Origin of the sequence: Acinetobacter sp. F-1 (genome assembly GCF_022869025.1) — a bacterium.
GTDB classification, from domain to species: Bacteria; Pseudomonadota; Gammaproteobacteria; order Pseudomonadales; family Moraxellaceae; genus Acinetobacter; species Acinetobacter pseudolwoffii.
The window spans coordinates 68,088-90,453 of the sequence record NZ_JAJKFX010000003.1 but is presented as its reverse complement, the minus strand read 5'-3'; the positions used below and the strand labels follow the sequence as shown (position 1 = coordinate 90,453).

Here is a 22,366-nt window from a genome sequence, read left to right as displayed (position 1 = left end):
AGACTTATTCATCATCTTTTTTTGCTTCAGCTTCAGGTAAATCCTTCACAGCTTCAGCAATTAGACCAAACATATAGTTACCATAGGCATTGGTCTTGTCGTAATGGAAACGTAGACGAGGTGTAATACGGGTTTTGATACGACGGCTCAGTTCGTGACGCAGGAAACCAGAGGCTTTGTTTAACACCTCTAAAGTTTCTTTATTCGCCGCTTCACTTTGTTCATCGCCCAGCTCACGTCCCATAACAGTGACATAAACTTCCGCATATCCCAAGTCCGGGCTCACCTTCACGGCAGAGATGGTCACCAGACCACCTAAGCGTGGATCTTTCAGCTCCTGACGGATCAGTTCTGACAACTCGCGTTGTACTGTATCCGCCATACGCTTCAGACGTTGACTACCCGCCATTAAAGACTCCGTTTAATCAGTTGAACATCGTACACTTCGATCTTATCCAGTGCTTTGATGTCTTTATAACCTTTCACCGCAAGACCACATTCCATACCGGCACGAACTTCTTCAACCACTTCTTTATAGCGACGAAGAGATTCAAGCTCGCCCTGGAATACCACCACGTCATCACGGAGTACGCGAATCGGTTTGTTACGATGCAATACGCCTTCAAGAACCATACAGCCCGCAGCCGCACCGAATTTACTTGAGTGGAATACTTCACGTACTTGTGCAACACCCAGAATCGTTTCACGATGTTCAGGTGCCAGCTTACCACTCATTGCTGCTTTCACATCATCAATCAATTGATAGATAATTGAGTAGTAACGAATGTCGATGCTGTCTGCATCGGCTTTTTGACGCGCGGTGTTGTCCGCACGAACGTTAAAGCCAAGTAGAACTGCTTCTGAAGATTCAGCCAGTGTTACGTCAGACTCGGTGATTGCACCAACGCCCGAACCAATAATACGTACTTTCACTTCATCCGTTGCAAGTTCAGCAAGTGCAACATGCAAGGCTTCCAGTGTACCGCGTACGTCAGTTTTCAGCACCACGTTCACGATAGGCACATCTTTCTTGCCCATAGACGCCATGATGTTTTCAAGACGCATTGCAGATTGACGCTCAAGACGTTTTTGACGTTCACGATCCATACGTGCATCGGCAACTTCACGTGCTTTTTTCTCATCGCTAACAACAAGAACTTCGTCACCTGCCATTGGCGCTTCTGGAAGACCCAAAATTTCCACTGGAATTGAAGGACCTGCAGATTTGATACGCTGACCATTTTCATCGGTCATTGCACGAACGCGACCATAAGATGAACCAGCAAGAACCAGGTCACCCACTTTCAAGGTACCGTTTTGAACCAGAATAGACGTGACCGCACCACGGCTGTTGTCTACACGTGCTTCAATCACCACACCTTGTGCAGCACCTTCTTCCGATGCTTTCAATTCAAGCAATTCAGCCTGGATCGAAATCAGGTCTAGAAGTTCATCGATACCTTGACCAGAATGCGCCGAAACCATGGCAACCGGTACATCACCGCCCCATTGTTCAGGTACGATCTGTTTGGTGGTCAATTCGTTCAATACGCGATCTGGATCAGCAGATTCTTTATCCATCTTGTTGATTGCAACAATGATTGGTGTACCTGCAGCACGTGCATGGTCGATTGCTTCTGCAGTTTGTGGCATAACACCATCATCTGCTGCAACAACCAGTACCACGATATCCGTTGCTTTGGCACCACGTGAACGCATTGCAGTAAACGCTGCGTGTCCCGGAGTATCAAGGAAGGTAATAATACCTTTGTCGGTTGTAACGTGGTAAGCACCGATATGCTGGGTAATACCGCCTGCTTCGCCTTGCGCCACTTTGGCACGGCGGATACGGTCAAGAAGCGATGTTTTACCATGGTCAACATGGCCCATGATGGTAACCACTGGTGCGCGCGTTGTTTGTGCACCACGTGCTTCTTCAGCTGCTTCAAGCAAGTTATCTTCAGCTTGCGTATCAGAAACCAATACCGGGTTATGACCCATTTCTTCTACGATTAATGCTGCAATTTCCTGATCAATGGCTTGGTTCTGAGTAACCAGCTCACCCATTTTCATGAGAGATTTAATAACTTCACGAACCTTGATCGCCATTTTCGCAGCCAGGTCAGCCACAACAATGGTTTCACCAATTTCAACATCGTAAACCTGTTTCTTCACAGGTTTTTCGAAGCCGTGCTTATTGCCCTGGCTGGTTTTCAAACCGCGTTTAGGCTGTTTGCTGAAGCTCTGTTCTTCCTGACCACGACGTCCACCTTTTTTCGGTGCACGTGCAGCTGGGGTATTGGTACCACGTTTGATCTCGCGGTCTTCTTTGGCAAATGAGTCTTCATATGCCTGACCTACCAGACCGGCAGCAAGCGGAGAATCATCTACGACACGAATCGTTGCTGTTGTATCTTCAGCGGTGTACTTAGACGCCATCTGACGCATTTGTTCAAGCGTACGTTGCTGCGCTTCTTCAGCCGCTTTACGACGTGCTGCTTCTTCAGTCGCTTTTAATTGCGCTGCCTGAGCTTCACGTGCTTTTTTCTGTTCAGCCGTTTCAGTTTGTTTAACAACCTGTTTTACAATCGGCTTGTTGGTCGATTTGCGTTTTACCACGACTGCCGCTTTAGAAACTTCTTGCTTGTCGCTGGTTTGTTTTGCAGCAGCACGCATCGCTTCTAGAGCTTTACTCGCGTTATTTACGCCAGTTTTCGGAGCTTCAGCAGAAGAAGCAGCTTGTGCTGTATTCTGCTCAGGCGCAGCTTTGGCCTGTTGTTCAGCCTTGGCTTTCGCCAATGCTTCTGCTTTGATCTGTTCTGGATCAGGCTTAACAAATGTATGCTTCTTGCGAACTTCTACATTAATCGTTTTCGCCTTACCTGAAGTACTCGCAACTTTTGCAGTACTGGTTGTTTTACGTTTCAACGTGATTTGCCCTGCTTGGCTTTCTGAACCTTGTGATTTCTTCACATGGCTCATCAAGCTATCTTGTTGTTCGGTGGTAATAATATCGTCAGCTTTACGCTGTGGTAAACCTGCCTCACGAACCTGCTCTAGGAGCTTCTCAACTGGACGACCCACGCTGAGGGCTAACTCTTTAATCGACTTGTCCGTCATATACTACCTCCTAGTTAAACCATGATTCGCGCGCTTTCATAATGAGTTGACCGGCTTTCTCAGCACCCAAACCTTCAATATCTTCGATATCGTCGGTCGCCTGATCTGCCAAATCGTCAACTGTTACCACACCACGAGCTGCTAGAGCTTGCGCGATCTCTGCTGTCATGCCTTCCATTGCAACAAGTTCTTCACTTGGCGCTTGTATATTCTCTTGCTGTTGTAATGCATCAGCAAGTGCAATTTCTTTCGCACGGCTTTGCAATAATTCAACCAGTTCAGCATCAAGTTCGATTTCATCAAACGTTTCTGCAGGGACATAAGCAATTTCTTCAAGCGAGGTGAAGCCCATTTCTACCAGTGCCATCGCCAAATCTTCCGCGATATCCAGACGTGTTACAAACATGTCCAGATACTGTTGCGCTTCGTTTTGTTGACGGGCGTAGTATTCCTCTTCCAGCATCATGTCCAGCTTGTAGCCAGTCAATTCTGATGCCAGACGAACGTTCTGACCTTGTGAACCAATCGCACGAGCCAATTGATCACTCGTTGCAAAGATGATGTCTGCAGTACGGGCATCTTCATCGATGACAATACTCGATACATCTGCTGGTTCCAGTGCGCTGGCGATGTACTGGGCAGGGTCGTCAGACCATACCACGACATCGATACGCTCACCGTTCAATTCTTGTTGAACAGCCTGGATACGTGTACCACGCATACCAATACATGCACCAACCGGATCAATACGGTGATCATTTGTTTTTACTGCAATTTTAGCACGCACGCCTGGTTGACGAGCTGCTGCTTTAATTTCAATAATTTCTTCAGAAATCTCAGGGATCTCTTTCTTCATCAATGCGATCAGCATATCCGGCTTGGCACGTGACAACTGGAGTTGCGCACCACGACCTTCACGGTTCACATTGAACAGAATCGCATTCATACGTTGCTTCGGACGAAGAATTTCTTTCGGAATCATTTCTTCACGTGCAAGGTATGCTTCAGCATTATCACCCAAGTCAATGATAAAACCATCTTTGGTTTGTTTCTTCACTTCACCATAGATCAGCTCGCCGACTTTAGATTCGTAAGCATCGGCCACAAGTGCGCGTTCTGCTTCACGGATCTTCTGTACAATCACTTGCTTGGCAATTTGTGCTGCAATACGACCGAAATCAATCGATTCTACTTCGAGTTCACGAATATCACCAATTGACCATTGTGCAGGATCAAGATCAGAAATCGCATCCTGACACGCTGGCATTTCATGATCTTCGTCAGCGACTACTTCCCACTGACGAAAAGTACGGTAGTCACCTGTTTTGCGATCAATTTCCACACGTAAACGTGCTTCTTCAGAGCGAGTTCCTTCGTAGAATTTTTTCTTGGTCGCCGCAACTAAAGCTTGCTCAAGCGCTTCGAAAATTGCTTCACGAGGTACACCCTTTTCGTTACTAACCGTTTCAACGACGGTCAGAATTTCACGTGCCATACGTCACCTATTCGTTAAATTTTTATTTATTCAATTAATCTTGGAAGACCAAATTTGCTTTATCGATATTGTGACTGTCGATCTCCAATACCTGTTGCTTTTCTACTTCAACTTGAATCATTTCATTGTCTAGGTCGACTGCAACCAGTTTGGCCTGGAATTTACGACGGTTATCTACTGCACTAATCAGACGTAATGCTACGCTATGACCAATATAGCCTGACATCTGTTCGAGCTGGAAGAATGGACGATCCCAGCCTGGAGAAGACACTTCAAGTGAATATTCACCCGAGATCGGATCATGAACATCCAGCATGGCGCCGACTTGCTGCGTTACACGCACACAATCCTGAACACCAATACCACGCCCCTGTTCCTCTTCACCGTCTTCATTAACGGCCGGTTCAGCGCTTGCATCGACCGGTTTGTCGATGTAGATACGTAATAACGAACGTTTACCCTGTGGCAGGAACTCAATCCCCCAAAGGTTTACATTACAGGCTTCAACTGCCGGTGCAATCAAGTCCTGAAGTGCTTGAGTTTTATTTGATAGCTTCATTTACTCTCGTCATCTGGTGCGATTTTATGATCTATTTGACCACTACAAACCAATACAAACTATAGTAGTAGTGAAACATGGAGACGTGACCAAATAATGTCGACACTACACGATAGCCAATAAAAAAGGGCGTAAATCGCCCCAATTAAGCACAATAGCGATTTTTTTTCAAATCCCACTGTGCAAAAAGGCCCACCTTGTTGTGAGCCTCTTTTTAGAAACTTGGTAGCGGGAGCTGGATTTGAACCAACGACCTTCGGGTTATGAGCCCGACGAGCTACCAGACTGCTCCATCCCGCATCAACGTGCAAAAATTATATACAAAAGATGAGAGCTTTTCAATCAAAACTGCATCATTCTGCATATTTGTCATTTGTGACTGAAAAAATGGTAGTGGGTGCTGGATGTAAACCAACAACCTTCGCCAGTTTATAGAGAGTTGAGCCCGACAAGCAATCAACTAAATCTATAAATAACGTTTACCAAACCATTTAAATGGTAGCGGGAGCTGGATTTGAACCAACGACCTTCGCTAGCTTATAGAGAGTTGAGCCCGACAAGCAATCAACTAAATCTATAAATAACGTTTACCAAACTATTTAAATGGTAGCGGGAGCTGGATTTGAACCAACGACCTTCGGGTTATGAGCCCGACGAGCTACCAGACTGCTCCATCCCGCATCAGCGTACAAATAACATTCAGCTTAAAAAAACTTAAACTGCTTTTAAAGTTTGCATCTTTAAAAGATTGGTAGCGGGAGCTGGATTTGAACCAACGACCTTCGGGTTATGAGCCCGACGAGCTACCAGACTGCTCCATCCCGCAACAACATGCAAATTATATTTCTCAGCTTAATAACTTATTAAACTGCCTCTTAAAAGTTTGCGTCTTTAAAAAGGATTGATTGGTAGCGGGAGCTGGATTTGAACCAACGACCTTCGGGTTATGAGCCCGACGAGCTACCAGACTGCTCCATCCCGCATCAATAGAAGTTTTTTCAGCTGCATACACCAACTTAAATTTCTGGATTATAAGTTGGTGCGGAAGGGGGGACTTGAACCCCCACGCCCGAAAGCACTACCACCTCAAGGTAGCGTGTCTACCAATTCCACCACCACCGCAGCTGTGACGCATTCTAGTCGCATCACTGGAAAAAAGAAAGGACTAATTAAAACTATTCGGTCGTTTCTGGTGCAGTTGGTGAAGTTTCATTCGATTGCACAGGCATGGTCGGCGCAGATTGAACCGTTCCCAAACTATAGGCATTTGTGCTGTCTTTCTTGGCCAAAACAGCCAGAGTCAAACTGGTCACAAAAAATAGCGCCGTTAAAATAGCAGTCAAACGGGTCATAAAATTGCCGGAACCCGATGCCCCGAATACTGTCGCCGCACCACCGCCACCGAAAGAGGCACCAGCATCTGCACCTTTACCATGCTGAACCAAAATCAAGACAATCATCAAAACAGCTAAGATAATATGTACTACCAGCACAAAAGTTTGCATGCTGAACTCCTAATTATTGTGTATTTGCAAATGCGTGAGCAATTTTATGGAACGACTCAGCATTGAGTGATGCACCACCGACCAGTGCTCCATTGATATCCGGGCAGGCTGCTAACTCTACTGCATTTTCCGGCTTGACACTACCACCATATAAAATCGCCATGGTTGCACCATAGCCGGTGATCTGGCTCAAACCTTGACGGATTTGTGCATGCATGGCTTGCGCATCTTCAGGAGAGGCGGTTTTACCGGTACCAATTGCCCAGATCGGTTCATAAGCAATCACGATATTTTTCCATTGCTCAGCGTCCACTACCGCTGCAATATCACAAATCTGTTGCAATACGACCGCTTCCGCCTGCCCTGCTTCACGTTGTTCCAGGCTTTCACCCACACAGTAAATCACCGTTAAACCAGCAGTTAATGCATACTTGATTTTGGCATTCAGAACTTCTGCGTTTTCTGCGAAAACTTCACGACGCTCGGAATGACCAATCAGTACATAATGAATCTGGCTGTCTTGCAATAATTCAGCGCTCACTTCACCGGTATAAGCCCCCGTTCCTGAAATACGTGAAACATCTTGTGCTACAGTGTAAACAGGACGAGTCGCAGATGACAGTTCCGCCTGAATCTGGGTCAGGGCAAGGGCAATCGGGGCTACACCGATATGACATTTATCTGCGGCGATTGGTGCAGTTTCCAGTAAATTTTTAATACCGTGTACCAGTGTTAATGCATCTGCCTGCAGCGGATTCATTTTCCAGTTACCTATTACCCAAGGGGTAATCGTCGAAACTGACATAATTAACCTATTTTATTTACATATTTCGAATTGGGCACATTCTACACGGAATTGGAAAATTTAAAGAATAGTTTTCTTATCACTTATTCTAGGTTTAGACTATTCAAAATGGTTGTTTTTTGTTATCACTTAAAAAAATGGGAACTTCTTCTAACCAGTTCAAAGTTTTACTGGATATGAGGAAGGTAGCAGCACTCTTAGCTATGGTATTTTTACGTAACAAACGTATAATTTTAATATAGCAATTAAAAAAATTTGATTTATAGGCATTTATAGCATGACAGCATTACAGGGGTCGCCAAGATTTACCGGATTTATTCGTCGTTTGGTCGAGGAAGGCGTCATCTCGGCTGAAGATATGCGCAGTGCTTTGGCACATGCCAAGCAAGAAAAAATAGATATTGTGGCGGAGCTGATTAACCAGCAACAGCTCTCCCCAACCGTTATTGCTGAAACGATTTCAGTCGAATTTGGTGAGCCGCTGTTTGATATCAGTGCCTATGATCCTGCGCAAATTTTGCGGGATATCATTGATGAGAAGCTGATTACCAAGCATCGCATCCTACCAATTTTTAAAAATTCCAGTATTTTATATATTGCCATCAGTAATCCGACCAATATTGAAGCGATTGATGCCGTTCGCTTTTCAACCAAGCTCAATATTGAAACCATTATTGTTGAACACAATAAACTGGAAAAACTGATCGAGCAGAATTTTACCGAAGAAAGCACTTTTGAGTTTGATGAAGACTTTGATCTGGATGTAGATTTCGATTCATCTGATCCGAGTAAAGAAGAAGATGAAAAAGACAAAGGTGAAGAAGAAGCACCGATTGTCAAATATATCAATAAATTATTAATCGATGCGATTCGTATGGGTGCTTCGGATCTGCATTTTGAACCTTATGAAAAAATCTACCGGGTTCGTTATCGGGTCGATGGGGTATTACGCCAAATTGCAACACCGCCGCTGCAGTTGGCAACCCGCCTGTCTTCACGTTTAAAAGTCATGTCGCAAATGGACATTTCTGAAAAACGTGTTCCTCAGGATGGCCGTATCAAGCTGAAACTATCAAAGAACAAAGCCATTGATTTCCGTGTCAACTCATTACCGACCCTGTTTGGCGAAAAACTGGTACTGCGTATTTTAGATCCATCTAGCGCGATGCTGGGGATCGATGCACTGGGGTATGAACCGGAACAAAAAGAACTGTTTATGCAGGCGCTGGATAAACCGCAAGGCATGCTGCTGATTACCGGGCCAACGGGTTCTGGTAAAACGGTTTCACTTTATACCGGTTTGAATATCCTGAATCGTGAAGATACCAATATTTCCACAGCGGAAGATCCAGTCGAGATCAACCTGCAAGGGATTAACCAGGTCAACGTCAACAATAAAGTCGGCCTGACCTTCTCTGCTGCCTTGAAATCATTCTTACGTCAAGATCCAGATATCGTGATGGTCGGTGAGATCCGGGATCTGGAAACTGCAGAAATTGCCATTAAAGCGGCACAGACCGGTCATATGGTGATGTCAACGCTGCATACCAACAGTGCGCCTGAGACCCTGACCCGTTTGCGCAATATGGGCGTGCCGTCTTTTAATATTGCCACTTCAGTGAATCTGGTCATTGCACAACGACTGGCACGTCGCCTGTGTTCACAATGTAAAAAACCTGCCGACATTCCACAGCAGAGTTTATTGGAAATGGGTTTTACCGAAGCAGATCTCCAGCAACCAGAGTTCCAGATCTATGAGCCGGTAGGTTGCAATGAATGTCGCGAAGGCTATAAGGGTCGTGTAGGTGTTTATGAAGTCATGAAAGTGACGCCTGAAATTTCTAGAATTATTATGGAAGATGGCAATGCACTTGAAATTGCCGATGCTTCTGCCCGTGCAGGTTTTAACAATTTACGCCGATCAGGTTTAATCAAGGTGATGCAGGGGGTGACTTCTTTACAGGAAGTCAATCGTGTCACCAGCGAATGATCGTGCGCTGATCTAAAATAAGGATAAAGGTATGGCAGCAGTAAAGAAAGGCCAGATGATGCCGATCTTCAGCTATGAAGGAATTGATCGTAAAGGGGCAAAGATCAAGGGGGAATTGCCGGCGCGCAACATGGCACTGGCCAAAGTGACGCTCAGAAAACAGGGCATCAGCATCAAGACCATTCGGGAAAAGAAAAAAAACATTCTCGAAGGCTTAATGAAAAAACGTGTCAGCACACTGGATATTACGATTTTTACTCGACAGCTCGCGACCATGATGAAAGCCGGCGTACCTTTAGTACAAGGCTTTGAAATTGTTGCAGAGGGTCTGGAGAATCCAGCCATGCGTGAAGTCGTTCTGGGGATTAAAGGTGAGGTGGAAGGTGGTAATACCTTTGCCGGTGCACTGCGTAAATACCCGCAATACTTCGATAAACTATTTTGTTCACTGGTCGAATCGGGTGAACAATCCGGTGCGCTAGAAACCATGCTGGATCGGGTCGCGATCTACAAGGAAAAAAGTGAACTGCTCAAGCAAAAAATTAAAAAAGCCATGAAGTACCCGGCTGCGGTGGTCGTGGTCGCGCTGATTGTCACGATTATTCTAATGGTAAAAGTGGTCCCGGTTTTCCAGGATTTATTCTCTTCATTTGGTGCTGACTTACCGGCTTTTACCAAAATGGTAGTCAATATGTCGGAATGGATGCAAAAATATTGGTTCCTGCTCATTATTGCCATTGGGGCCATCATTACGGCTTTTCTGGAAGCAAAAAAACGCAGTAAAAAATTCCGCGACTTTCTGGATAAAGCAGCACTTAAAGCACCTATTTTCGGTGATCTGGTGTATAAAGCGATTATTGCCCGTTATAGCCGTACCTTGGCCACCACTTTTGCAGCCGGTGTACCCTTGATTGATGCACTGGAATCCACTGCTGGCGCAACCAATAACGTGGTGTATGAAGATGCCGTCATGAAAATCCGCGAAGATGTTGCCACTGGTCAGCAATTACAGTTTGCCATGCGGGTGACCAACAAGTTTCCATCTATGGCCGTGCAAATGGTCGCCATTGGTGAGGAATCCGGTGCGTTAGATGCCATGCTGGATAAAGTTGCTACCCATTATGAAAATGAAGTCGACAATGCCGTAGACGGTCTCACTTCCATGATGGAGCCCTTGATCATGGCTGTTCTCGGTGTACTTGTCGGTGGTCTGGTGATTGCCATGTACCTTCCAATCTTCCAAATGGGTTCTGTGGTTTAATGCAAGATCTTATTCAATATTTCATTCAAAACCCAACAGCGCTGTATAGCGCAGTTGGGCTTTTTAGTCTCTGCATTGGTAGTTTCTTAAATGTGGTGATTTATCGCACTCCCAAGATGATGGAGCAGGAATGGCGTACCGATTGCCAAATGTTCCTGCATCCGGAACAGCCAATTATTGATGAGACCAAATTAAGTTTAAGCAAACCCGATTCGACTTGCCCCAAATGTCATCAGCCAATCCGCTGGTACCAGAATATTCCCGTCATCAGCTGGCTGGTCTTGCGCGGCAAGTGCGGCAACTGTCAAAATCCCATTAGTATCCGCTATCCATTTATTGAGCTTCTGACCGCGGCCTGTGCGCTGATGGTGGTGGCTGTTTTTGGTCCGACTGTCCAGATGTTATTTGGCCTGATTCTGACTTATGTCTTAATTGCACTGACCTTTATTGATTTTGACACCCAGTTATTGCCGGACCGTTATACCCTACCCCTGGCCGCGCTGGGTCTGGGCGTCAATAGTTATGCCCTCTATACCTCACCGAGTTCTGCCATCTGGGGCTATATCATTGGCTTCCTGTGTTTGTGGGTGGTGTATTATGTCTTTAAAATTGTCACTGGCAAGGAAGGTATGGGCTATGGCGATTTTAAATTGCTTGCCGCCTTGGGTGCCTGGATGGGGCCTTTGCTATTACCATTAATTGTGCTCCTTTCTTCTTTAGTGGGTGCGATTATCGGGATTATCCTGCTGAAAGTCCGTAAGGAAAATCAGCCTTTTGCCTTTGGTCCCTATATCGCGATTGCCGGCTGGATTGCTTTTCTGTGGGGCGAGCAGATTATGAAAGTGTATTTAGGTCAATAAAGTGAAATTTATACTCGGATTAACCGGTGGGATTGGTAGTGGCAAGTCTGCGGCCAGTCAATGGTTTGAAGCACAAGGCATTGTCGTTGTGGATGCCGATGTGGTGGCGCGTGAAGTGGTCGAGATTGGCCAGCCTGCACTCGCCCAGATTCAGCAGGCTTTTGGGGATTGGGTACTGCTTGAAGATGGTTCACTGAATCGTCGTGCCTTGCGCGAATATATTTTCCAGTCTCCTGAAGCACGTAAAACCCTGGAAAATATTACTCATCCAGCAATTCGCACTTCGATTATTCAGCAGTTAGATGCTGCGCAAAGTTCCTATGCCATTCTGGTTTCACCGCTCCTGTTTGAGACCAATCAACATGAGCTCACTCAGCATCGCTTACTGATTGATGCCACAATCGAATTGCAAATTGAACGTGCCTCACAACGTGATGGTCAAAATATTGAGCAAATCCGAAACATTATTGCCGCACAAATGCCACGTGAACAGAAACAGGCCATGGCTGATGATATTGTGCTGAATGATGGTCATCTGGATCATCTTTATGCCCATCTCCGCCCATTGCATGAAAAATATTTAAACATGGCAGCTGCCTGAGGTATAAAAAAAGCAGTCCGATTAAGACTGCTTTTTCTGTGCTGCAAGTTGTGCTTCTAAACTATCTTTACGGCCAATCCAGCGCCAAGGCTGTAAGGCCCCAATTGCCATCCCCACCAAGCCACAGATCATCGCCAGGCTCAGCGCTTCATTTAATAAAGGCACCGCCAGAATCGCAGCAATAAATGGTGCAAGATTGGTAATGCTACCGGCTTTAAATGCACCGAGACGCTTGATTGCTTCGACATAGCTTAAAGTGGCAATAATTACCACAAAAACCCCATGAAAGATGGTTTGAAACAATAAATGCTGGGGTTCTGGCACACTCAAATTTTTGGGTAAAAACAGCAGATAAACAGGTACGTAAACCACTGCTGACCAGATCGCGACGCCGCTCATTGCCTGCCATGCAGTTAACTGATATTTCCGCAATAACACGGTAAAAATTGCCCAGAGTATTGCACTGATAAAAAATAGTCCATCCCCTGCCCCGAATGCCACCCCGGTTTCCTGATACATCAACAGACTCATGATACAGAGCACCGCAATCATAATAATCAGGCTGGCCCAAGTATGCTTATCAAAAGCCTGTCCCATCAGGAAAAAAGCCATGATGGCAGTACAAATCGGAATACAGCCATTCAAGAAAATCGCGGCATGGGCGGTAGGCGCATAATGAAAGGCGCTATAGGCAAACAGACAGTAAATTACTCCGCCAATCATGGCCAGAATAAAGGGTTCTTTTTTCAGTAAAAAAGCCGCCTCCTTGCGATAGAGCAAGATCGGCATCAGAATCAGAAAAGCCAGAGAAAACCGCAGAGCCACGATATCCCAGGCACTGATGTTCCAAAGCGCATTCAGACGGGCGGTTAAAGTAAAACCGCCCCAGATACACATAGTCGTCAGTAGAAAGACATAGCCTTGTGTACGATCTGACAATGCCATCATCAATTACAGGTTACGCTGGCGGCAAGCTTCATACAGTGCCATACCTGTTGCAACACTGACATTCAGGCTTTGTAGATTACCCGCCATCGGGATATACACCGTCTGATCGCATTGGCTTTGTGTAATTGGACGTAGACCGGTATCTTCCGCACCCATCACCACACAGACACCAGTACCGGTGAAATCAAACTCCTGAATCGGCAGCGCTTTTTCATCCAGCATGGTACCGACGACTCGCACATTAAAGTCTTCTTTGATTTGCCCCAAGGTACGCGCCAGATTAGTCACCTGAATAAATTTGACTTTGTCAGCACCACCGGCAGCCACTTTACGTGCAGTCGGAGTCAAGCTTGCAGAACGATCACGTGGTGCAATCACCGCCTCAACACCCATCGCAGCGGCGGTACGCACACATGCTCCGAGGTTGTGTGGATCGGTAATATGATCAAGGGCCAATAACAAGGCTTGCGGATTTGCGCTCAATAATGTCTCAAGATCTTTTTCATTCAAGACCGGATGGGCACGAACGGCTGCTACAACACCCTGATGAAAGGGTTGACCGGCCAATTTTTCCAGTTTGTCACGGCTGGCTTGCTGCACACTGATGCCAAACGGTTCAGCCAGTTCCAGTACACGTTTTAAACGCTGATCATCGCGTCCTTTGAGAGTGAATAATGTCAAGACACGTTCAGGCTCAAGCTCTAACAATGACTCCACTGAATGTACGCCATAAAAATATTCAGGTTTTGCCATGAACGACCTCTAAATTAAATTTATATATAAAAGAAAAATCCCGTAAAGCTGACTTCACAGGATTTCTATAGAATGATTAGTTTAACCGATTCGCACTGAAATTTCTTGCCCGGTTTGCACTGATCTTGCGCTGTACTTAACCTTCAAAATGGCAGACATAGTCCAGCACATCATCGGTTTCGATTTTAAAACGGCTATTACCCGGCACATAGAAGGACTGGCCTGCACGGAACAGCTCACTTTCTTCGCTATCTCCGATCTGAACACGACATTCACCTGAAACAATTTCCATGCGCTCAGGCACATGCGTTTCAAAGGTTAAGGCATTTTCTGATGGTAAAATGACCCCCAAAGTCTTTTTGGTGCCATCTTCAAATTGAACAATATGGCTGATACATAAACCGCCGAAATATACATTTGATTTTTTAAGTACAGATACATGATCAAACTGAGCTGACATGCGATTTCTCCAGATAAAGCATTTTGTAATATTTTGATTGCTGTAGTTTAAATGTGCACTCTCAACTAATCAATCGAAGTTTGTCGGCAGCGGTGAAATATTCTATCTCGCCTGAATGCCTGTTGCGAAAGGGGTATTCTGGCCGCTTGTTTACTGGCTTGATGGTATATTCAGCCCGCCAGATTTGGTTTCTAGCTTAAACTTTGACAATGTCAAAACTATGAAAACAAGCAGTGAATTTGCCGGCTTTTGAGTCAGCTTCTTTCGAAAATACAGTGAAATAAGCATATATGAATCGCTAAAATTTAAGATAGAATGAAATTGATTCATCCTGATTTATAATCACAGCCGTGTTGTGACCCCAATCCAACATCAGGCTATTTCACTCAAACTTTTCGCAGCCCGGATGCGTTTATGCTGACACATTTAACTCTGATCAATTTTGCTTTAGCTGAGCACCTTGCTATTGATATTGATAAAGGTTTTAACGTTTTAACCGGTGAAACCGGTGCAGGTAAATCCCTCTTGTTAGATGCCTTGTCTGCCTGTCTGGGTGAGCGAACCGATACCAATTATGTGCGTTATGGTTCCGAAAAAGCCGATGTGACTGCAAGCTTTAGCTATCAGGAACATAGTCCTGAAGCCGCGTGGTTAAAAGAACATGAGCTGGATGATGAATCAGGTGAAATCCATTTACGCCGGGTAATTTTTGCCACCGGTCGCAGCAAAGCCTGGATCAATGGACGACCGAGCAGCCTGTCAGAACTAAAAGAAATTGGACGTTTATTGGTACAACTCTATAGCCAGCACAGTCAGCAACAACTACTCGAACCCCCTTATCCGAAGCATTGGCTGGATCGTTATTATCACTTTTATGCGCCGGCGCAAGCGGTACGGGATGCTTACAGTACCTGGCAGAAAAATATCCGCCAGCATCAGACAGCACTGGATGCACAAGCCACCCGTAAACAGCGTATCGAAACCCTTGAGCTGCAACTGGAAGAACTGGAAGACATCGTTCAGACTGATTATCAGGAGATTGAGCAGGAATTTGACCGGCTTTCCCATCATGAAGCGATCATGCAGGATTGTGTCTATAGCCTGAATGTACTCGATGAGGCTGAACAGAACATGACCCAGGAACTCGCATCAATTATGCGTCGGGTCGAATCGCATGCCGGTCGTAGTGAGCAGCTTTCCGGAATTTATAATTCCTTATTAAATGCACAAAGCGAACTTGAAGATGCTGCGGCGAATTTACGTCAGTTTATGGATCGTCAGAGTTTTGACCCGGAACGCATGGAAGAACTGAATTCAACTTTAGAGGTTTTCCACCGTCTGGCTCGTAAATATCGTACTCAACCGGAATTGCTCAAGGCAGAATATGAAACCTGGCAAACCGAATTAGAACAGCTGCATCAACTGGAAGACCCGGAAACACTGGCTGAACAGGTTGCAGTCTCTTATCAGGATTTTCTGGAGAAAGCCCAACATCTGGAACAGATTCGCCGTGAAGCCGCAGCACCTCTGGCCAAGCAGCTCACAGAACAGGTTAAACAACTGGCACTACCAGAAGCCCATTTCGAGTTTAAGTTTGAAGCTTTGGAACAGCCATCGAGTGAAGGCCTCAGCTTTATTCAACTCCTATTTACTGCCAATAAAGGCATTCCGGCACAACCCTTAGCTCGCGTGGCATCAGGTGGTGAGCTGTCGCGTATTGCACTGGTGATGCAGGTCATGAATGCAGAAAAAACCGAAGCCGAAGTACTGGTCTTTGACGAAATTGATGTCGGGATCAGTGGCGGTACAGCAGAGATTGTCGGGCGTTTATTGGCAGGTTTGGCCCAACATGTGCAGATTCTGTGTATTACCCATCAGGCACAAGTGGCCGCACAATCCGATCAGCATTTACTCGTGAAAAAGCAGCAAACCGACCCGGCCAGCAGCACCATTCTGAGTTTGCAAGAAGATGCACGTATTGATGAACTCGCGCGCATGACCGGTGGTGTTGAAATCAGTGAAACGACTTTACAACATGCCCGTCAGTTACGTCAGTTAAAATTCCAGCAGGTGTGACCACCATATTCAAAAAAATCTCTGAATATATTCAGGAATTTTTTTGATCTTAAGCATAGGATTCAGATTTGAATCATAGAGCGGGAATTACCATTTTACCGGTTGATCGCTCGAACCTGGCGTCATTTCATAGCCTGGTGACAAGTCATAAGACTGCCGGGTCTGCGACTGCACAGGTTGTAATTTCAGGCCTTGCAAGATTTCCGGATTCAAGCCCTGAGCAATTTTATCTGCCGTACTGTCATTTAAACTGTTACTCAAAATATTCTGAGTCATTAAATTGGACAAGCTACGATTAAACGTGCCTGCCGCCACTACCTTACTGGTATTGGCTTCGATCACACGCCAGGTCAAACGTACTTGCTCTGCACCGGCATTCAAGCCATACATCTGCTGACCGTTATTTACTGACAGATCATTGATACGCCCGACCAGCAAATAGTCTGCGCCAACCTTCTGGCCAATACGTGCCAATTCCTGAGGCGCGCCATCCCAATACAGGAAGTCATTTTCAAACTGCATTTCATTGAGATAATGACGATCGACCACACTTAACTGTCCGGTCTGAGCCAGATAAGTACCGAGCACATCCGACAATTCCTGACTAAACTCACGTGCTGATGCATCACTGGCCAGCCGGTTATTTTTCTCGGCCATCTGGAAAGGCAGGACTGCAATCCGGCGCAAATGCTGATCTTGAACCGTCGATTCAAACTTCACCACATGTGCACGAACCTTGGCCCGGTAATTATTTTTTGCGCCCGTCACACTCAAAACCTGAAACTTGGTCACTGAGCCTGAACCCTGATTTGCCACGCTAAAAACTGGCGAAACTTTACCGCTATAATTCCAGCCCTGATTATTTACAGATAATGAAACGGTTTCTTCATAGTTCATTTCTGAAGATACTGACGCGCCATTCACTGACTGGACTGCAATTAACAATGCTTCAGAAATTGCCTGATGTTGCGTTGGGCCGCTACCGCTGGCTTCTTTCACTACTTCTTTGATAGCAGCAAAAGCCTGAGAGCTCAGCAGTCCAGACAACAGGCCTGCAAGTAATATTTTTTTCATATTGTATTCTTCTACAGCAACTACGCCCTAAGCGTAGTTGCCTCTATTTAAATTACAGACCGAAAGTCGAACGTTTTGCTGCTTTACGGATTTCCTTCTCACCCGTCCACTCTACAATGCCGGTTTGCAAGTTTTGCAGTTTGAAAGTGAATTTGTAATACACATCACTTTTGCTGCCTGATTTCTTGACAATGCTCGACAAGTTACCATTCAGCATAAATTCGGCACCAATGTGTCCACCGGTACGTACTGCAGTCGCCTGATTCACCATACCGCTCTGTTTTTGATAAGCCAGTTGCTGTGCAACCGCATTCACCGATTTCATATCGACAAAACGGAATTTTCCAGAGTTGATCAGCTTGTTCTGAATGCTATCGGTAATCGATTCAGTATCAATATGTTCCTGTGTTTTATTATGAATACGGTCAAGGACAATGACCGGACGGCGAGTCTGGGTCATTTGTACCACAGGTGGGAACATCAACATGTCATCCACCATTTTGGCTGCAATCATTTGCAAGTCAGTTGAACCGAAATCTGTGGTTAAGGTCTCTACCGCTTGAGCATCCCCATAACTGACTGCGCCACCAGTGGTCGCACAACCTGTTACCAACGTTGACGTTGCCAATACAGCTAACATTAATTTTGCGTTCATCTTCAATCTCTCTTATTTTTTCAAATACACAACAATATCGACAGCAGACGGATTCGGAGCAAGTGACTGCACTCCTTTTGCTTCACGTCCGGTCAGTTGAATCGGTTTCCAGATCGCGCCTTCAGGATTTACTTCTGCACCTTGTGCATCTACCCAAACAATCTTGTAACTGAAATCCTTGTTATTAAAACGGCGGTTTTTAATCGCAATTGAGGCACGTTTCAAATCACCAGAAAAACTCATGTTCACACGTTCCACAAAGACTTCTGTGGTCAATACCGGGTTATTGGTAATGGTGCGGATACTGATTTCGTTGTTTGCACTGCTTTGTGTTGACAAGGCATTCGGTGCAGTACAACCCACCATCAACAATGCACTTAAACCAAGGATTGCAAAGCTAAATTGACGTTTCATAGCGTTCTCTTATTGATCATTAACGTGGAATAGCACTGACACTGGCGGTAATCTTGTCATTCATATGATGAGCATAGACAAAGACCGTTTGGTTAGCTTTCACATCGAGGGTGACAGGCGAACTGGACAAGCTTCCACTCGAAAGCTGCAAATTGTGTTTGCCTGGACTTAGATTTAAACGGGCAATCTGGGCATTACTTGGCAAGGTGCTCCAACCACGCAAGTCAGCACGTTCTGTAGACATGTTTAAAACGTTACCTGCCAGCTGACCCAGCACACCAAACTGGTTACCGAGTTCTTTTTGTGCTGCATATTTGGCCGTGGCTCGTACCACCTGACTGGTCAGATTCCCCAGGACTTTTTCTTTTAAATCTTTGACAGCCAAAGCACCAATATCACTAATCACATAACTATCCTGCACAGGCTTGTTATTAATTCTGACTTTCAAGCTTTTCGGTGCGACATACGTGCTTGGCTCATAGGTAGCAAACGCCATATTGATCAAGCCGCCTGGTGTTGGAATATCAATTTTATTTTCAACTTTTTGCGGCACAATACCTTGCTCGATAAATACAATCACCGGCACACTGCCCTGCTTTTGTTGTACTACCAGCTGGTTCAGACGCTTAACATCTTCTGCGATCTGTGCATCTGGCTGCAATTCATAGGCTTTTTTATAATCCACCAGAGCATCGTTATATTCGCCCAAGGTTTCCCATAAATTTGCCGCCATATAGAAAGCATAGGCATTTTGGTAGCTATTTTTAATCTTGCCGGCAATCGGGTCGAGGCCAACAAAAGCCTCATCGAGTGCAGTAAATGCGGAGTCATTCGAGGATTGTTTCGCAGCCTTATCTTTTTTCCGTTCCAGCTGCTTTTGATAAGACAATTCAATTTCACGCTGAATACCTTGTGCAATACGCATTTCAACTGCAGCAGCATCCAGGTCTTTTAAGAAAATATAGTTTTTTGCCTGGGAAATATGCGCCAGAACCTGCTCATGTGGTGGAACTAGATAAGGTACAATAGAATCATTACTCACCATGGCCAGTGCTTTAAAACCCACCCGGGAAACACTAATTTTGGCACGGTTTTTTTGTTTTTCTAATAAAGTGAAGGCCTGAGTATAATAATTACGGCTTTCTTCATATTGATGATTAACTTGTAATAAGCGTGCTTGCTCAAGCAAATATAAAACACCATCTTTTGAATTAGATTTATCTTTAAACTGGGTCATTAGATTTTCAGATAATGCCGCATTTAAATGACTTCTAAATACATTCCCCTCTTCATTATAGGTACTAAATACTGCAGCTTGGGATACTACTGAAACTGAAAACAACGTAGTGATTAAAGTTCCTTTTATAAAATTATGCATAGTGACCCAAAATAAATTTTAAAAATTACCGCATCTTACAAATAAAGTATTAATGTTTCAATATGTAAATATTGTGTATTTAGTGAAACTTTAAACTGAATTTAGTGTGATTTTATTACATAAAAAAACATATTATATAAATTAATTACAAATATTGATCGTTTTTTTATCTAAATAAATTACTTTTCCAGACTTAAAAAAAACTTTAAAAAATAGCTTTCAAGGCATAATAAAATTTAATGTATTTTAGTTTTAATTAAAAAAAGAAGAGTTAATGGACAAAAATAGAGAATTTATCAAGAACAGCTATAGATTATATTAATAATCAAAATTTAATTTAAATCTCATTTGAGATCATAATTTAAAATCGTAATAGCAATTTATAGTCAATATTTCAGAGTATTAAACACTAACTCAAAATAAATAAAATTTAGTGCGCCTTAAAATACAATAAAGCCATCTTTTAAAATAAACCCTAAAATTATATTTTTCTCTTATCTACTCAGACTCAACAAAGCCAAGTTGTCAGCAACTTATTTTTATGGGATAAATACAAGCAAGGAATAGTCAGTTTGAGTGATTGAAAGCAGGGAAATCAGCCCAATTCATTACTTTTGCAGACTGCATACTATACTGACTTCTGGAGAACTGCTCAGGTGACCAAACAATTTCTGACACATCGGTGTCTGATTGCGCCGCCACATGCGGACGATGACTTTTTTTCTCAGACGGTCATCTATCTGGCCCGTCATGATGAAGATGGCGCACAAGGCATCATCATCAACCGACCTGCCGGCATTCAAATTAAAGAATTGCTGAATGATCTGGATATTGAAGCAGATAATGTCAATCCGCATGAAGTATTGCAAGGTGGACCTTTACGTCCTGAGGCCGGCTTTGTGTTACATACCGGTCAGCCGACCTGGCATTCCTCTATTGCGGTAGGCGAGAATATCTGTATTACCACATCTAAAGATATTCTGGACGCGATCGCGCATAATGAAGGTGTCGGCCGCTATCAGATTGCCCTGGGTTATGCCAGCTGGGCCAAACATCAGCTGGAACAGGAAATTGCTCGCGGTGACTGGCTGATTTGTGATTCCGATATGGATCTGATTTTTAATCTACCTTATAACGACCGTTGGGATGCAGCCTATAAAAAAATGGGCGTCGACCGCAACTGGTTATCTTCCGAGATTGGACATGCCTGATGTAAACACGCCACAAACCATTATGGCGTTTGATTTTGGTACACAAAAAATGGGAATGTCTGTTGGACAGTCCCTGATTGAAAGTACCAATCCCCTGCCATTATTTCCCATGAAAGATGGCATTCCCAACTGGGATGAACTGCTCAAAATCGTAAAAAGCCATCAACCGAATCTATTTCTGGTCGGTTTGCCGCTGAATATGGATGATAGTGAATCGGAGCTTTCGACACGGGCCCGTAAATTTGCCCGCCGTTTACGGCATCAGACCAATATTGCAACCCTGATGGTAGATGAGCGTCTGACCACCCGTGAAGCACGAGATGAACTGGATCATTATCAGGCGCAAGGTCGCGGCAAGAAGTTATCTGCCGATAGTATCGCCGCTGCCTTATTGATTGAAAGCTGGTATCGTCATCCGGCTGGAATCACGCCTTAAACGGCTGTAAGAACTTGAAAATCAGCATCCTTTGGGGTGCTTTTTTATGTCCAAAAATATTTTTAAGTATAAAAATAACGAAATGTCAGATTGATTCTTGGTGTCAAAACTTTGCTGGTCTTGCCGATATTATGCTTCCAGTGCCGCTGGGTCTGGCCACGCATCACAATCAGTTGGCCACTGTGTAACAGCAAATCGACTTTATTACCTTGGGTTTTATGCTTAAAGCTCATTTTACGCGTCGCGCCCAGACTGAGTGAAGCAATGACATTTTCCCGAGAGGTGCCTGTATATAAAGCAGGTTCATCATCACTGTGCCAGCCCAAACCCTGGGAACCATCTTCATACAAATTGGCCAGACAGGAATTAAAAGGATGCCCCACCAGCTGTTCAATCTGCTGCTTTAAGCGAAACAGTCCGGGAGTCCACAGCTGAGCTTGCTTGAGCGTCCCTGAATAATGATATTGATAATGTGCATCGCCATACCAGACCACTTGGCGTGCGGTGACATAGTGCTTGCCGAATAAGCGCACTTCATCATGTTGCCAGGCCAACTGACTCAGAAAATACTGCAGATACTGCTGGCTTTGTGCCTGATCCAGAATCAGGCCATAATTCTCTACCACCCCATCGAAGGGCAAGATATTCGTTTCAGGCTGCGGCTCGAATAAATCTAGGGTCATGTTATTTAGATCCAGTATCTTGCTGAAAATACTTGCATTGACTCCAGAAAAGTACAACCGGCTGTCACAAATGACTACAACA

The 22,366-nt window shown here is 44.7% G+C and carries 21 protein-coding genes and 5 tRNA genes; 7 read left to right on the top strand and 19 right to left on the bottom strand.

The genetic code is table 11. The features are described from left to right. Positions 1-4: 4 nt before the first annotated feature. The 11 genes from LOZ91_RS04165 to tpiA form a co-directional block, all read right to left on the bottom strand. Positions 5-409, bottom strand: coding sequence for a ribosome-binding factor A (locus LOZ91_RS04165; protein ID WP_005094380.1), 405 nt, complete (start codon positions 407-409; stop codon positions 5-7). Further along, positions 409-3,120 carry a translation initiation factor IF-2 gene (gene infB, locus LOZ91_RS04160; RefSeq protein ID WP_005094383.1) on the bottom strand — a complete coding sequence of 904 codons (2,712 nt, stop codon included), beginning with the start codon at positions 3,118-3,120 and terminating at the stop codon, positions 409-411. The genes LOZ91_RS04165 and infB overlap by 1 nt, the downstream gene beginning before the upstream one ends. Positions 3,121-3,130: 10 nt before the next feature. Next, on the bottom strand, positions 3,131-4,615 hold the full coding sequence (nusA, locus tag LOZ91_RS04155; RefSeq protein WP_005094384.1) for a transcription termination factor NusA: 1,485 nt from the start codon (positions 4,613-4,615) through the stop codon (positions 3,131-3,133). Between the two features lie 34 nt (positions 4,616-4,649). Then, positions 4,650-5,174: a ribosome maturation factor RimP gene (gene rimP, locus LOZ91_RS04150; protein WP_005094386.1), complete on the bottom strand. Its 525-nt coding sequence runs from the start codon at positions 5,172-5,174 to the stop codon at positions 4,650-4,652. A 223-nt stretch (positions 5,175-5,397) separates the two neighbouring features. Further along, a tRNA-Met gene (locus LOZ91_RS04145) sits at positions 5,398-5,474 on the bottom strand. A gap of 304 nt (positions 5,475-5,778) precedes the next feature. After that, positions 5,779-5,855 (bottom strand) — tRNA-Met (locus tag LOZ91_RS04140). 68 nt (positions 5,856-5,923) lie between these two features. Further along, positions 5,924-6,000, bottom strand: a tRNA-Met gene (locus tag LOZ91_RS04135). 80 nt (positions 6,001-6,080) lie between these two features. Continuing rightward, a tRNA-Met gene (locus tag LOZ91_RS04130) sits at positions 6,081-6,157 on the bottom strand. Positions 6,158-6,211: 54 nt separating this feature from the next. Further along, positions 6,212-6,296: transfer RNA gene (locus tag LOZ91_RS04125), tRNA-Leu, on the bottom strand. 53 nt (positions 6,297-6,349) lie between these two features. Next, positions 6,350-6,679, bottom strand: coding sequence for a preprotein translocase subunit SecG (gene secG, locus LOZ91_RS04120; RefSeq protein WP_005094388.1), 330 nt, complete (start codon positions 6,677-6,679; stop codon positions 6,350-6,352). A 13-nt stretch (positions 6,680-6,692) separates the two neighbouring features. Beyond that, positions 6,693-7,484, bottom strand: a complete 792-nt coding sequence (gene tpiA, locus LOZ91_RS04115; RefSeq protein ID WP_180083259.1) for a triose-phosphate isomerase — start codon at positions 7,482-7,484, stop codon at positions 6,693-6,695. 277 nt (positions 7,485-7,761) lie between these two features. Here tpiA and pilB point away from each other — a divergent pair, with 277 nt between their 5' ends. From pilB to coaE, 4 genes are read left to right on the top strand one after another with little or no spacing between them, the layout of a single operon-like run. Continuing rightward, a complete protein-coding gene (gene pilB / locus LOZ91_RS04110) occupies positions 7,762-9,474 on the top strand; it encodes a type IV-A pilus assembly ATPase PilB (RefSeq protein WP_005094394.1) in 1,713 nt (570 codons plus the stop codon). A gap of 31 nt (positions 9,475-9,505) precedes the next feature. Next, entirely contained in the window at positions 9,506-10,735 is a 1,230-nt protein-coding gene (locus tag LOZ91_RS04105) for a type II secretion system F family protein (RefSeq protein ID WP_100329414.1), read from the top strand. Beyond that, the gene (locus tag LOZ91_RS14595; RefSeq protein WP_074383650.1) at positions 10,735-11,595 is read left to right on the top strand and encodes an A24 family peptidase; all 861 of its coding nucleotides are present in this window, start codon (positions 10,735-10,737) and stop codon (positions 11,593-11,595) included. The genes LOZ91_RS04105 and LOZ91_RS14595 overlap by 1 nt, the downstream gene beginning before the upstream one ends. A gap of 1 nt (position 11,596) precedes the next feature. After that, positions 11,597-12,196, top strand: coding sequence for a dephospho-CoA kinase (gene coaE, locus LOZ91_RS04090; RefSeq protein ID WP_100329415.1), 600 nt, complete (start codon positions 11,597-11,599; stop codon positions 12,194-12,196). Positions 12,197-12,217: 21 nt separating this feature from the next. Here coaE and LOZ91_RS04085 read toward each other — a convergent pair whose 3' ends face one another. From LOZ91_RS04085 to LOZ91_RS04075, 3 genes are all read right to left on the bottom strand, one after another. After that, the gene (locus LOZ91_RS04085) at positions 12,218-13,144 is read right to left on the bottom strand and encodes a DMT family transporter (protein WP_035337472.1); all 927 of its coding nucleotides are present in this window, start codon (positions 13,142-13,144) and stop codon (positions 12,218-12,220) included. 3 nt (positions 13,145-13,147) lie between these two features. Continuing rightward, a complete protein-coding gene (rlmB, locus tag LOZ91_RS04080; protein ID WP_005168959.1) occupies positions 13,148-13,897 on the bottom strand; it encodes a 23S rRNA (guanosine(2251)-2'-O)-methyltransferase RlmB in 750 nt (249 codons plus the stop codon). 136 nt (positions 13,898-14,033) lie between these two features. Next, entirely contained in the window at positions 14,034-14,357 is a 324-nt protein-coding gene (locus LOZ91_RS04075; protein ID WP_004281089.1) for a pyrimidine/purine nucleoside phosphorylase, read from the bottom strand. A gap of 414 nt (positions 14,358-14,771) precedes the next feature. On the opposite strand from LOZ91_RS04075, the gene recN reads away from it, so the two are divergent. Beyond that, positions 14,772-16,433 carry a DNA repair protein RecN gene (gene recN, locus LOZ91_RS04070; protein WP_244782702.1) on the top strand — a complete coding sequence of 554 codons (1,662 nt, stop codon included), beginning with the start codon at positions 14,772-14,774 and terminating at the stop codon, positions 16,431-16,433. A gap of 87 nt (positions 16,434-16,520) precedes the next feature. Here the strand turns inward: recN and LOZ91_RS04065 are convergent, their stop codons facing one another. The 4 genes from LOZ91_RS04065 to LOZ91_RS04050 are packed head-to-tail and all read right to left on the bottom strand — an operon-like array spanning position 16,521 to position 19,954. Beyond that, positions 16,521-17,507: a CsgG/HfaB family protein gene (locus LOZ91_RS04065; protein ID WP_244782701.1), complete on the bottom strand. Its 987-nt coding sequence runs from the start codon at positions 17,505-17,507 to the stop codon at positions 16,521-16,523. 52 nt (positions 17,508-17,559) lie between these two features. Continuing rightward, positions 17,560-18,162 carry a penicillin-binding protein activator LpoB gene (lpoB, locus tag LOZ91_RS04060; RefSeq protein ID WP_244782700.1) on the bottom strand — a complete coding sequence of 201 codons (603 nt, stop codon included), beginning with the start codon at positions 18,160-18,162 and terminating at the stop codon, positions 17,560-17,562. 12 nt (positions 18,163-18,174) lie between these two features. Continuing rightward, a complete protein-coding gene (locus LOZ91_RS04055) occupies positions 18,175-18,576 on the bottom strand; it encodes a DUF1425 domain-containing protein (protein WP_244782699.1) in 402 nt (133 codons plus the stop codon). A 19-nt stretch (positions 18,577-18,595) separates the two neighbouring features. Then, positions 18,596-19,954 carry a hypothetical protein gene (locus LOZ91_RS04050; RefSeq protein ID WP_244782698.1) on the bottom strand — a complete coding sequence of 453 codons (1,359 nt, stop codon included), beginning with the start codon at positions 19,952-19,954 and terminating at the stop codon, positions 18,596-18,598. A gap of 656 nt (positions 19,955-20,610) precedes the next feature. Between LOZ91_RS04050 and LOZ91_RS04045 the strand changes: the two genes are divergently transcribed. Next, a complete protein-coding gene (locus LOZ91_RS04045; protein ID WP_244782697.1) occupies positions 20,611-21,165 on the top strand; it encodes a YqgE/AlgH family protein in 555 nt (184 codons plus the stop codon). Further along, a complete protein-coding gene (gene ruvX / locus LOZ91_RS04040) occupies positions 21,158-21,601 on the top strand; it encodes a Holliday junction resolvase RuvX (RefSeq protein ID WP_244782696.1) in 444 nt (147 codons plus the stop codon). Before LOZ91_RS04045 ends, ruvX begins: the two co-directional genes overlap by 8 nt. 62 nt (positions 21,602-21,663) lie before the next feature. On the opposite strand, the gene LOZ91_RS04035 is transcribed toward ruvX, so the two are convergent. Further along, complete coding sequence (locus LOZ91_RS04035) at positions 21,664-22,284, bottom strand: alpha-ketoglutarate-dependent dioxygenase AlkB (protein WP_244782695.1); 621 nt, start codon at positions 22,282-22,284, stop codon at positions 21,664-21,666. Between the last annotated feature and the right edge of the window lie 82 nt (positions 22,285-22,366).